Origin of the sequence: Janthinobacterium sp. SUN118, from assembly GCF_030397695.1 — a bacterium.
Taxonomy (GTDB): Bacteria; Pseudomonadota; Gammaproteobacteria; order Burkholderiales; family Burkholderiaceae_D; genus Janthinobacterium.
Window position 1 is genome coordinate 949807 of sequence record NZ_JAPUBV010000001.1, and the last position, 12290, is coordinate 962096.

The 12290-nt window shown below is 58.2% G+C and carries 10 protein-coding genes; 1 reads left to right on the top strand and 9 read right to left on the bottom strand.

The genetic code is table 11. The annotated features are described in order from the left end of the window. Positions 1-47 precede the first annotated feature (47 nt). The 9 genes from O0880_RS04345 to O0880_RS04385 form a co-directional block, all read right to left on the bottom strand. Positions 48-1019 carry a bifunctional riboflavin kinase/FAD synthetase gene (locus tag O0880_RS04345; RefSeq protein ID WP_071322339.1) on the bottom strand — a complete coding sequence of 324 codons (972 nt, stop codon included), beginning with the start codon at positions 1017-1019 and terminating at the stop codon, positions 48-50. A 298-nt stretch (positions 1020-1317) separates the two neighbouring features. Next, entirely contained in the window at positions 1318-2529 is a 1212-nt protein-coding gene (locus O0880_RS04350) for a tetratricopeptide repeat protein (protein WP_071322340.1), read from the bottom strand. Between the two features lie 77 nt (positions 2530-2606). Further along, complete coding sequence (locus O0880_RS04355) at positions 2607-3038, bottom strand: biopolymer transporter ExbD (protein ID WP_198043873.1); 432 nt, start codon at positions 3036-3038, stop codon at positions 2607-2609. A 105-nt stretch (positions 3039-3143) separates the two neighbouring features. Beyond that, entirely contained in the window at positions 3144-3572 is a 429-nt protein-coding gene (locus O0880_RS04360; RefSeq protein ID WP_071322342.1) for a biopolymer transporter ExbD, read from the bottom strand. 5 nt (positions 3573-3577) lie between these two features. After that, positions 3578-4507, bottom strand: a complete 930-nt coding sequence (locus tag O0880_RS04365) for a MotA/TolQ/ExbB proton channel family protein (protein WP_232251050.1) — start codon at positions 4505-4507, stop codon at positions 3578-3580. Between the two features lie 86 nt (positions 4508-4593). After that, positions 4594-5250 (bottom strand): energy transducer TonB, encoded by a 657-nt coding sequence (locus tag O0880_RS04370; RefSeq protein WP_034754161.1) that lies wholly within the window; start codon positions 5248-5250, stop codon positions 4594-4596. 539 nt (positions 5251-5789) lie between these two features. After that, positions 5790-7391: a SpoVR family protein gene (locus tag O0880_RS04375; RefSeq protein WP_071322344.1), complete on the bottom strand. Its 1602-nt coding sequence runs from the start codon at positions 7389-7391 to the stop codon at positions 5790-5792. After that, the gene (locus O0880_RS04380; RefSeq protein ID WP_071322345.1) at positions 7391-8659 is read right to left on the bottom strand and encodes a YeaH/YhbH family protein; all 1269 of its coding nucleotides are present in this window, start codon (positions 8657-8659) and stop codon (positions 7391-7393) included. The genes O0880_RS04375 and O0880_RS04380 overlap by 1 nt, the downstream gene beginning before the upstream one ends. A gap of 70 nt (positions 8660-8729) precedes the next feature. After that, entirely contained in the window at positions 8730-10652 is a 1923-nt protein-coding gene (locus tag O0880_RS04385; protein WP_034754154.1) for a PrkA family serine protein kinase, read from the bottom strand. A 594-nt stretch (positions 10653-11246) separates the two neighbouring features. On the opposite strand from O0880_RS04385, the gene O0880_RS04390 reads away from it, so the two are divergent. Beyond that, positions 11247-12278 carry an adenosine deaminase gene (locus O0880_RS04390; protein ID WP_071322346.1) on the top strand — a complete coding sequence of 344 codons (1032 nt, stop codon included), beginning with the start codon at positions 11247-11249 and terminating at the stop codon, positions 12276-12278. Positions 12279-12290: the final 12 nt, after the last annotated feature.

Sequence of the window (12290 nt, forward strand, 5' to 3'; positions counted from 1 at the left end):
GATGTGTGGCGGCGGCGGGGGCCGCCAGGCGGCGGAGTTGGCCGGGGTCAAATTCGGTCGGTGGCGGTAATGGCGCCGCTGCGCTGCTCGAAATAGGCGCGCGCCTGGTTCGAGTCGCGCTCGATGGCGGCCGTCAGGGTGGGCAGGTCGTCGTATTTCTCTTCGTCGCGCAGCTTTTGCAGGAATTCCACGCGCACCAGCTTGCCGTAGCAGGACTGGTCGAAATCAAACACATGCACTTCCAGCAAGACGCGGCCGCTGTCGTCGACGGTGGGACGCACGCCCAGGCTGGCCACGGCCGGCAGCGGCAGCGGCCCCAGGCCATGCACCTGCACGATGAAGATGCCGGACAGGGCGGGGCGGTGCGCCACGCGCAGGTTGAGCGTGGGGAAGCCCAGGGTGCGGCCCAGCTTCTGGCCGTGGATCACATGGCCGGAAATGGCGTACGGATGGCCCAGCAGCTGCGTGGCCAGCGGGAAGTCGCCCGCGGCCAGGGCCAGGCGCACGGCCGACGACGAGATGCGCGTGCTGCCGTTCATCACGGTGGGCAATGTTTCTACGTGGAAACCATATTTGCGGCCCGCTTCCTGCAGCATGGCCACGTCGCCGGCGCGCCGGGCGCCATAGCAGAAATCGTCGCCGACCATCAGCCATTTCACGTGCAAGCCGTCGACGAGGACTTTTTCCGTGAATTCCTGCGGCGTCAAGGCGGCGAACTGGGCGCTGAAATGTTCGACGACGACGCGGTCGATGCCGGCGTCGTCGAGCGACTGCAGCTTGTCGCGCAGGTTGGCGATGCGCTGCGGCGCCTTCGACAGGTCGCCCGCGCGCTGCGCGAAGAATTCGCGCGGGTGCGGTTCGAACGTCATCACGGCCGCTTCAATGCCGAGCGTGGTCGCCGCGTCGCGCACGCGCGCCAGCAAGGCCTGATGGCCGATGTGGACACCGTCAAAATTGCCGATGGTCAAAGCGCAAGGCGCTCGTGCCTGGGCATTGGGAAGTCCGCGGAATACCTTCATAGGAATCTGATGAAAAACTGTGCCAAATGGGGGATTATACGGACTGTTTCAGGGATGCACAGCCGCAAGGGTGGGCCGAAGGGTAATTTCGCCCCTGAAATGGACAAAAAGCGTTGCCGGCAGGTGTGCTGGCAACGCTTTGGCAGGGATTTCGTGCACTCTCGACGTCGAACCCAGGCTTAGCGGGCGGCGGTGATTTGCGGCCGGGAAGCGCCGCCGTATCGGAGTACGGGGCGCCGGGCCAGCGAGCATCGCCGGCCGCAAAGCGCGACGCGCAGTCGCCTGGGGGCGATGTCGATTACTTGTTCATCAAGGCCCAGTAGCGTGCCAGGTCGGCCGCGCCATCCGTGCCCTTGACCGCTTTCAGGGCCGTCGAGGCGTTGGCTTTCTTGCCGGCGTGGACGTAGGCGATGCCCAGATGCAGCTTGGCTTCTTCCGCATACTTGGCCGTACCCAATTTCACGGCGTCGTTCATCAAGCCCAGGCCCTTGTCGGTCTGACCATCGTACACGAGGGCGAAGCCCAGCTTGCTCAAGCTGTCGGCGTCCTTGTTCTTGACGTATTCCGCTTCCGACTTGGCGGCGTTGGCTTTCAGGTCAGCCTGGGTTTTCAGGGCCAGGTCTTTCAGGCGCTGGTGGCGGGCCGCATCGGCGCCGGTACCCAGCACGCCTTTTTTGTAGCCCTGCTCGATGATGCTCAGCGCTTCGCCTGGATTGCCCGCTTGCAGGGCCAGCTGGCTGATTTCCATGTATTCGGAAGGCTTGGTGAACAGGCCGTTGGCCAAGCGCAGGCGCTGGACGTCCAGGCCCAGGCGTTGCGAGAAGCCAGGCTTGCCCGAAACGCGGTTCAGCAGGTCAGCCCAGTAGCTGGTCTTTGGATAGCTGCCAGCCAGTTTTTCCAGGGTGGCCACGTAGCCGGCCTTGTCGTTTTGCTTCAACTGGATGTTGGCCAGCATTTGCAGGCTCGCTTCCGAGTTGCCGCCGCGCGATTGCAGCTCTTTTGCCGCTTCGGCGTAGTTGCCGCTGACGTAGTAGGTCTGGATCAGCAGTTCGCGCATCTGTGGATCTTCGCGGTCTTTCAGCGAGCGTTTGATCCAGGTGATGGTATTTGGCCAGTCCTTGGCGCGGTAGTACATACCTGCCAGGGCTTGCGTGAATTTAGGGGCTTCGGCGGCGCTCAGGCGGCCGGAATTGATGACGGCTTCGAAGGCCTTGATGGCGGTGCCATTGTCGCCGGCGGCGGCAGCGGCCGAGGCGCGCACGCGTTCGATCTGGTAGCTTTCAAAGGCGGTCTTGCCGCCGACGCTGTCAGCTTCGCGCAGCTTGGCCAGCGCTTCCTTGTTCTTGCCGCTGCCAGCGAGTTTCTGCGCTTCTTGCAGTGGCTTGCCCACTTCGGCGCGCACGGTGTCCGCGGCATATGCCAGCGAGCCCAGGCCGATTACGGGAGTTGCTGCGGTAAAACCGATAGCGGCCATGACGAGGCCGAGATGAGCGAGACGAAACTTGGACATGAGAAAGTCTTTCAGTAAAAAGCGAATAGGCAGGAAGTCCTGCCTATTCGGATGTAAAGAGAACCTGATGCAACAGCTTACTGGAATTGCTCGTTGCCGACCAGACCGATTTTGGTCACGCCCAGACGCTGCGCCGACGCCATCACACCGGCGACGACTTTGTATTCCACCAGCTTGTTAGGACGCAGATGCACTTCCGGCTGGTCTGCTTGCGCAGCGATGTTGCTCAGCTTGGCTTCCAGCGTATTACGATCAGGAACGACCTGATTGTCCCACAAGATAGTGCCATCAAAATCGACATCGATCGTGACGACCACTGGTTCCGTTGTCGGTGGCGGCGGGGTGCCGACCGGCATGTTCAGGTTCACCGAGTGGTTTTGCTTAGGAATCGTGATGATCAACATGATAATCAGCACCAGCATCACGTCGATGAGGGGCGTCATATTCAGTTCCATCATTGGTTCCGGATCCGCGTTTGGCGAACTACCCGAACCGACATTCATACTCATAGTATTTCCTTTAAGAAGTCCAACGAAGCGCCGGGCGATGCCGCTGCCCGGCAAGCTCCTGCCAGTGGCGTCCCTGTGTGGCCGGGACGCCGCTGTCAGTCGCTATCAGCCCTTGTCAGGTGGTTCGGTGATGAAGCCGACCTTCTGGATCCCGGCACGTTGGGTCGTGTAAATAACCCGGCCGATCGATTCGTAGCGTGTTTCTTGGTCGCCACGAACGTGTACTTCCGGCTGCGGTACTTTCACTGCTTCAACTTTAAGATAATCGAACAGTTCGTTCGTGTCTTTCAGTTTCTTCTGGCCCAGATAGATCTCGCCATCCTTGTTGACAACGATGTTGACGTTTTCTGGCTTGCTTTGAAGGGCTTGGTTGGCCTCGATCGGCAGATCGATTTTCTGCAATTTGAGGACAACCGGACTGGTGATCAAGAAAATGATCAGCAAAACCAACATGATGTCGACGAGCGGCGTCGTGTTGATTTCTGACATTACTTGATCTTCATCTCCGCTGTCGGAGCCGACGGACATCGACATGATTCTTATCCGATCTTTTTAGCGCCGGCAGCACGGCCAGCTTCGCTGGTCGACATTGCGCCGGAGATCAGTACCGAGTGAACGTCGGCGCTGAACGAGCGTACGTCTTCCATTGCGGTTTTGTTACGACGAACCAGCCAGTTGTAACCCAGAACGGCAGGAACAGCGACCAGCAAACCGAAAGCGGTCATGATCAGTGCTTCACCAACTGGACCTGCAACTTTATCGATCGAAGCGTTACCGGTCATGCCGATGTTGGTCAGCGCGCCATAAATACCCCAAACGGTACCGAACAGACCGATAAACGGTGCGGTCGAACCAACGGTTGCCAGGAACGACAGGCCATCTTGCAGACGCGATTGAACTTTGTCCGAAGCGCGCTGGATCGACATCGTCACCCAGGTCGACAGATCGATTTGTTCCAGCAGGGCGCCGTCATGGTGAGCCGTTGCCTTGGTGCCCGATTCAGCGATGAAGCGGAATGGCGAGCCTTCGGTCAGGGTTGCCGAACCGGCAGCGATCGAAGGAGCTTTCCAGAATTTGGCAGCGGTTTCTTTAGCTTGCTTGAAGATCTTCATTTGATCCATCAGCTTGGTGATGATGATGTACCAGCTGCCGATCGACATGATGGCCAGGATGATCAGGGTGGCGCGTGGCACGAAGCCGCCGTCCCACACTGCTTGCAGGCCGAATGGGTTGTGGACTTCTTCGGTTTTGGCTGGAGCGGCTGCATCAGCGGCTGGAGCGGCTGCGTCTGCTGCAGGAGCTGCTGCGTCAGCGGCAACTGGTGCTGGTGCTGCGTCTGCCGCTGGAGCGGAAGCGGCAGCCGATGCTGGCGCGTCAGCGAATGCCGGTGCTGCTACCAGAGCGGTCGTAGCGGTGACGGACAACAGAACCGCGGCAAAAAATGCGGACAAACGGGTATTCTTAAACATGCTTCCTCCAAAATTAAAAATAACAGATCGCTGAACGTAATGACAACGAAATCATAGTGTGAAACAGGGGATAACTGTCTCGGGTTTTAATCCAGCGACCAAACGTATTGCATTTGCTGCCAGCCTTGTTCCGGCTTGCCGTCAACTGTTGCCGGCTTAAATGTACAGCGGCTGATACCTTGCACCGCGGCTTTGTCCAAGTCTCTGAAGCCGCTTGACTTCACGATCTTCGAATCAGCGACCTTGCCGTCTACACCGATCAGGAACGACAGTGTCACCACACCGGTTTCCTCGTTGCGCTGCGACGACTTTGGATAAGCCGGTTTTTCGCAGACACTGAAGTCAACCACGGCCGGCGTACGCACCGATTTGGCTGGTCCAGGAGTTGGCGCAGGCTGTGCAGGCGGTGCTGGCGGTGCCAATACATTCGTGGCTGGCTTCACGGCAGTCGTATTTGCAATCACGTTCTGCTGTGGTGGCGGCTGCTGCACGTTCACCTCGACTGGCGGAATGAATGGCGGCGGTGGCGCCTTCATTTCTGGCGGCGGTGGTGGCGGTGGAAGATCCTTCGGTGGAGGCGGTTTGACTTCCTCGATAATCTTGGTTTCAACCGGTTCCATCATTTTGGTGACCAACCGCTTGCCCAAGCCCGTCACGATCCCGTAAGCCGCGAGAACGTGCAGCAGGACAACGATAGTGATGCCTGTGTAGTTCTTGGGACTTTTCTCGTTCGAAAAATTCATGCCTGCTTTCTCCAAATACCATCTCTTGTCTTGCAACTGAACCCCAAAATGACGACACAAAGCTCCAGCCGTATCCGGGACGTCGCCGAATTATACATACGAATTCTTTATTTTACACAGATTTTTAACGCCTAAAACCGGTTAAATTTTTGGCGCTTTTGCGCCCTGAAAACGTACTTGCTTATGTCATCTTTGCACGCTTTCGGACAGAAAAAAAGGCGGTCTTATCGGTTTTTTACAGCCGTTTCGGGCTACCACTGCTAAGTTCTCCGATGTGCCGATCTGGCGGAATTATATTTCGTGATATTCAATATGGAAACTGCTAAATTTGGAGAAAAATCTTTCTTTTTGGAAATATTTTGGCGCGGAACCAGACCACTTAGCCGTTCACGTGCACCAAGCGGGTGCATTACGGACTTTATCCAGGTCAAAAAAGAGCCTTTTGACGACCGTTACGAGGCCGTCTAGCCATACTGAATTCCTATGTAGGTATAGGAAGCGCTTATATTCTTGCTATTGATTATTATCAACAAATCATTTTATGGCCGGACAACCGGGTCATCGCGCCGGTTACGCTTTTCCCGACGGCAATTTAATGTGCCGAGCACGACGCCCTGCGGATCGACCGTGTCGAGGTGCACGTCGAAACCCCACAGCCGGGCCACGTGCTTGAGCACTTCCGCCGCCTGCTGGTTCAGCGGCCGGCGCTGGAATTGGGTGTGGCGCAGGGTCAGGGCGCGGTCGTCGCGCGTATTCACGGACCACACCTGGATATTCGGCTCGCGGTTGCCCAGGTTGTACTGCTCCGCCAGCTGCTGGCGCACATAGCGGTAGCCGGCGTCGTCGTGGATGGCGGAAATGGCCAGCTTTTCATTCTTGTCGTCATCGAGCACGGCAAAGAAGTGAAATTCGCGGATCAGCCGCGGCGACAGGTACTGGGCGATAAAGCTTTCATCCTTGAAATTGCGCATGGCAAAGTCCAGGCTCTTGCGCCAGTCGCTGCCCGCCATGTCGGGAAACCAGGCGCGGTCTTCATCGGTCGGGTGTTCGCAGATGCGGCGGATGTCGCTCATCATGGCGAAGCCCAGCGCATACGGGTTGATGCCGCTGTAATAGGGGCTGTCGATGGGCGGCTGGTAGACGACGTTGGTATGGCTTTTCAGAAACTCCATCATGAAGCCGTCGCCCACCACGCCTTCGTCGTACAGCTGGTTCAATATGGTGTAGTGCCAGAACGTGGCCCAGCCCTCGTTCATGACCTGCGTCTGGCGCTGCGGATAGAAGTACTGGGAAATCTTGCGCACGATTCGCACCATCTCGCGCTGCCACGGTTCCAGCAGCGGCGCATATTTCTCGATGAAGTACAGCAGGTTTTCCTCGGGCTCGGGCGGAAAGCGCGCCACGGCCTTGCGCTGGTCTTCCTCTTCCTCCTCGTCCTCGCGGCGGGGCAGGGTGCGCCACAGCTGGTTGATCTGCGACTGCACATACTCTTCGCGCTCCTTCTGGCGCGCATATTCCTTGGCCATCGACAGTTTCGCTGGACGCTTGTAGCGGTCCACGCCATAGTTCTGGATGGCGTGGCAGGAGTCGAGCAGCAATTCCACGGCGTCGACGCCGTGGCGCTGTTCGCATTCGCTGATGTAATTCTTGGCAAACACCATATAGTCGATGATGGCGTCCGCATCCGTCCAGGCGCGGAACAGGTAATTGCCCTTGAAGAAGGAATTGTGGCCGTATGCCGCATGCGCGATCACCAGCGACTGCATGGTCAGGCTGTTTTCCTCCATTAAATAGGCGATGCACGGGTTCGAGTTGATGACGATCTCGTAGGCCAGACCCATCTGGCCCCGTTTGTAGCTTTTCTCGGTCGATAAAAAATGCTTGCCGAACGACCAATGGTTGTACGAGACGGGCATGCCGACCGAGGTGTAGGCATCCATCATTTGTTCGGCCGTGATGATTTCCAGCTGGTTCGGATAGGTGTCGAGGCCAAACTGTTTCGCCACGCGGCGGATTTCCTCGTGGATTTGCTCGATCAGCTCGAATGTCCATTCCGACTGCTCGGGCAGGGCGTTCGGGTGGCGCAGGCGCACGAACGGTTCGCCCGGAGTGTTGCTGGCGCGGTCAAAGGCTGCACTCATCATTTCACCTGTTTCTTGAACAGTTCGCGGAAGACCGGATAGATATCGGCCGGCGTGACGATCTTTTGCATGGCGAAATGGGCGTGATGGTCGAGCACGCCCGCGTATTGCTCCCACAGGTTTTGCTGCGGGCCGTCGGTGATCTCGACGTAGGTGTAGTACTGCACCTTGGGCATGATGGTATTGATCAGCAGCTGGCGGCACAGCATGGAGTCGTTGTCCCAGTTGTCGCCGTCGGATGCCTGCGCCACGTAGCTGTTCCATTGCCCGGCGCCATAGCGTTCGTCGATGATGTTATTGAGCAAATGCAAGGCCGACGACACGACGGTGCCGCCCGACTCGCGCGAATTGAAGAATTCCTGCTCGTCCACTTCCGCCGCTGCCGTGTGGTGGCGGATGAAGACCACCTCGATCTTGTCGTACGCGCGCTTGAGGAACAGATACAGCAGGATGAAGAAGCGCTTGGCCGTATCCTTGCGCGTTTCATCCATGGAGCCGGAAACGTCCATGATGCAGAACATCACGGCCTGCGTCATGGGCTTGGGCACCTTGATGCGGTTGCTGTAGCGCAAGTCAAACGGGTCGATGAAGGGGATGGCCAGCAAGCGCGTGTGCAGGTGGTGGATCAGGCGGCGCAGTTCCACCACCAGCGGGTCGCTGTCGGGCACGCCTTCGTGCAGCAGGGCCGCCAGGTCTTCCTCCGCCTGCGCCAGCTGCTTGCGGGCGCCGCCGCCGACGGCGATGCGCCGCCCCAGCGCGCCGCGCAGCGAGCGCAGCACGTGGATATTCGATGGCGTGCCCGACATGTTGTAGCCGGCGCGCTGGTTCTTGAATTCCGTGGTGGCCGTCAGCTGGGTTTTCACCATGTGCGGCAATTCCAAGTCTTCGAAGAAATAATTCATGAACTCTTCGCGCGACAATTCAAAGATGAAGTCGTCTTCCGTCGTCTCGTCGCTGTTGCCCGCCTTGCCGCGCCCGCTGCCAGCGCCGCCTTTCGGCCGCGCGATCTGGTCGCCCTTCAGGTATTCCTTGTTGCCGGGATTGACCACTTCCCACACGCCGCCATGCGCATGGCCGAACGACGGTTCGCCCACGTCCTTGACGGGGATGCTGACCTTTTCGCCATTCTCGACGTCCGTGATCGAGCGCCCCTTGATGGCGCGCCCCACGGCATCCTTGATCTGGCTCTTGTAACGCCGCAAGAAGCGCTCGCGGTTGACGGCGGACTTGTTCTTGCTTTGCAAGCGCCTGTCGATGAGGTATGTCAAAGGGTGCCTCCTTGCTTCTCGTCTTGCGCGTCCCGCCGTCTTGCTGGCGGGAACGCGCCCGCTGTCCGCGCTAGGATGACTTGCGTACGCGCAAGTACCATTCGCATAACAGGCGTACCTGCTTGGCCGTATAGCCTTTTTCCACCATGCGGGCCACGAAGTCGGCGTGCTTGTTGGCATCGTCGGCACTGGCCTTGGCATTGAAGGAAATCACGGGCAGCAATTCCTCCGTATTCGAAAACATCTTCTTCTCGATCACGGTGCGGAACTTCTCGTAACTGGTCCAGGCAGGATTCTTGCCGCCGTTGGACGCCCGCGCCCGCAAACCGAAGTTGACGATTTCGTTGCGGAAGTCTTTCGGATTAGAAATACCTGCCGGTTTCTCGATCTTCTCGAGTTCATTGTTCAGCGATTCGCGGTCGAAGCTCTCGCCCGTGTCCGGATCGCGGTATTCCTGGTCCTGTATCCAGAAATCGGCAAACGTTACATAGCGGTCGAAGATGTTCTGTCCGTATTCCGAATAGCTTTCCAGGTAGGCCGTCTGGATCTCCTTGCCGATGAATTCCACATAGCGCTGCGCCAGGTGCTCTTTTATATAGGAGAAGTAGCGCTGCTCGAGTTCCGGCGCGAACTGCTCGCGCTCGACTTGCTGTTCCAGTACATATAATAGATGCACGGGATTGGCCGCCACTTCGGAATTGTCAAAGTTGAACACTTTTGACAGGATCTTGAAGGCAAAGCGCGTCGACAGGCCGTTCATGCCCTCGTCGACCCCCGCATAATCCACGTATTCGTGCATGGACTTGGCTTTCGGATCCGTATCCTTGAGGTTTTCGCCATCGTAGACGAGCATCTTGGAAAAGATGCTCGAGTTTTCCGGGTCTTTCAGGCGCGACAGGATGGCGAACTGCGCCATCATGCGCAGCGTGCCGGGCGCGCACGGGGCCTTGACGAGCGAGGAATTGGCCACCAGCTTGTCGTAGATCTTGATTTCATCGGAAACGCGCAGGCAGTACGGCACCTTGACTATATAGATACGGTCAAGAAACGCCTCGTTGTTGCGGTTGTTTTTAAACGTCTTCCATTCCGACTCGTTCGAGTGGGCCAGGATGATGCCGTCGAAGGGGATGGCGCCGAAACCTTCCGTGCCCTTGTAATTGCCTTCCTGCGTGGCCGTCAGCAAGGGATGCAGGACCTTGATCGGCGCCTTGAACATTTCCACGAACTCCATCAGTCCCTGGTTGGCCAGGCACAGGCCGCCCGAATAGCTGTAGGCGTCCGGGTCGTCCTGCGCATAGTCCTCCAGCTTGCGGATGTCGACCTTGCCCACCAGCGAGGAAATGTCCTGGTTGTTTTCGTCGCCCGGCTCCGTTTTCGAGATGGCGATCTGTTTCAGCACGGACGGGTAGCGCTTGACGACGCGGAACTGGTTGATATCGCCATTGTATTCATGCAGGCGCTTGACGGCCCAGGGGCTGGGGATGTTGCGCAGGTAGCGGCGCGGGATGCCGTAATCCTCTTCCAGGATGGTGCCGTCCTCTTCCTCGTTGAACAGGCCCAGCGGCGATTCATTGACGGGCGAGCCTTTCAGGCAATAGAAGGGCACGTGTTCCATCAGCGACTTGAGTTTTTCCGCGATCGACGACTTGCCGCCGCCGACGGGCCCCAGCAGATACAGGATCTGCTTGCGTTCTTCCAGGCCTTGCGCCGCATGGCGGAAATAGGAAACCACCTGCTCGATGACTTCCTCGGTGCCGTAGAACTCGCGGAAGGCGGGGTAGATCTTGATCACCTTGTTGGCGAAGATGCGCGACAGCCGCGTGTCGTTGCGCGTGTCGACCAGTTGCGGCTCGCCGATGGCGGCCAGCATGCGTTCGGGCGCGCTGGCATACGTCAGCTTGTCCTTCTTGCACAGCGCCAGATATTCGGTGAGCGACATTTCCTCTTCGCGGGTGCGCTCGTAGCGTGCTGCGTAGTTATCAAAAATGGTCATGTCAATGTCCTTTAATGTCAACCTGAATTGCCAGTCACCATGGCCGCCCGCCTGGCATTCGCCCGGGCTTGCCGCTTTAATTTTTCCTGTACCCCATATCGATTTTTATTGTTGTTTCAAGCCCGGCTGTCTTTGCGAGTCCGGATTGCCCGGACCAAAAAACTGGCGCTTGATGCCGTGTGCTGACGTGGCCAGCCGGCTTTTTTTTCATGTGCTGATAGCGCTTGATGCACCTACCCTTACCCCATGAAATTAATTATTGCTCTAAAGGATCAGGAAGTCAAAAGATATGTCGTAATATCCTTAATACTTGTGTGTAAATTGTTGATTTAATTGGATAATTCTTCAAATTTTTCAGCGTTTCCAGTGAACTTTTTTCTGTCTCTTGAATCATCATACGACAATTCGCCAGCCTGTGCCGGGGCATGCCCGGCAGCGGTCGTTGTTGCCGTCGCGGCGGCCCGGCGCCGGTGAGGCCAGCCATCTTGCGCTAAGATGCGTGCATGTTTGATGGCCGCCGCCACCGTGCATCTTCCGCACCGCGCCTGGCGCGCGCAGGCCAGCATTTTTATAGTCACCGTATAAGGAACACCCATGATGAACCCACAACTGCGCGCGATCGTGCGCGGCATGCCGAAAGCCGAACTGCATATCCATATCGAAGGCTCGCTGGAGCCAGAACTGATTTTCGCACTGGCCGAGCGCAATGGCGTGCCTCTGGGCTATGAATCGGTGGAACACTTGCGCAGCGCCTATGCTTTTACGGATTTGCAGTCTTTTCTCGACATTTATTACGCTGGCGCAAGCGTGCTCTTGAAAGAGCAGGATTTCTATGACATGACGCAAGCCTATCTGCGCCGCGCCGAGGCGGACAATGTCTTGCACACGGAAATTTTCTTCGACCCGCAAACCCACACGGCGCGCGGCGTGGCGATGGCCGACGTGATCAACGGCATCTACCGCGCCTGCCAGGACAGCCCCGTCAGCGCGGCCCTGATCCTGTGCTTCCTGCGCCATTTGAGCGAGGAAGAAGCGTTCGAGACACTGGCAGACGCGCTGCCGCACCGCGACAAATTCATCGGCATCGGCCTCGATTCCTCGGAAGTGGGCAATCCGCCCGAGAAATTCTCGCGCGTGTTTGCCCGCTGCCGCGACCTGGGCCTGCATCTGGTGGCCCACGCGGGCGAGGAAGGACCGCCGGCCTACATCCGCACGGCGCTCGACGACTTGCAGGTCGAACGCATTGACCACGGCGTGCGCTGCCTGGAAGACGCGGAACTGACGGCCCGTCTGGCGCGCGAACAGGTCGCCCTGACCGTCTGCCCGCTGTCGAACACCAAGCTGCGCGTGTTCGACCAGATGCATGACCATAACCTGGTGCAATTGCTCGACGCCGGCTTGCTGGTGACGGTGAACTCGGACGATCCCGCGTACTTCGGCGGCTACATGAACGATAACTTCGACGCCATCTTCGATTCCTTGCCGCTGGGCCTGGCCCACGCCCAGCGCCTGGCGCGCAACGGCTTCATCGCCGCCTTCCTGCCGCAGGCGCAGAAAGACGTCTTCCTCGCCACCGTCGACGCCTACTTCGCGCAGCACGCCGCCGCCCACGGCGCCGCGCAATAACCTACATAAAGA

Bases quoted from the DNA above. Each gene is read 5' to 3' on its own strand.
- O0880_RS04370 (WP_034754161.1), bottom strand. From the start codon at position 5,250: ATGAATTTTTCGAACGAGAAAAGTCCCAAGAACTACACAGGCATCACT.
- O0880_RS04365 (WP_232251050.1), bottom strand. From the start codon at position 4,507: ATGTTTAAGAATACCCGTTTGTCCGCATTTTTTGCCGCGGTTCTGTTG.
- O0880_RS04390 (WP_071322346.1), top strand. From the start codon at position 11,247: ATGATGAACCCACAACTGCGCGCGATCGTGCGCGGCATGCCGAAAGCC.
- O0880_RS04360 (WP_071322342.1), bottom strand. From the start codon at position 3,572: ATGTCGATGTCCGTCGGCTCCGACAGCGGAGATGAAGATCAAGTAATG.
- O0880_RS04375 (WP_071322344.1), bottom strand. From the start codon at position 7,391: ATGAGTGCAGCCTTTGACCGCGCCAGCAACACTCCGGGCGAACCGTTC.
- O0880_RS04385 (WP_034754154.1), bottom strand. From the start codon at position 10,652: ATGACCATTTTTGATAACTACGCAGCACGCTACGAGCGCACCCGCGAA.
- O0880_RS04350 (WP_071322340.1), bottom strand. From the start codon at position 2,529: ATGTCCAAGTTTCGTCTCGCTCATCTCGGCCTCGTCATGGCCGCTATC.
- O0880_RS04345 (WP_071322339.1), bottom strand. From the start codon at position 1,019: ATGAAGGTATTCCGCGGACTTCCCAATGCCCAGGCACGAGCGCCTTGC.
- O0880_RS04355 (WP_198043873.1), bottom strand. From the start codon at position 3,038: ATGAGTATGAATGTCGGTTCGGGTAGTTCGCCAAACGCGGATCCGGAA.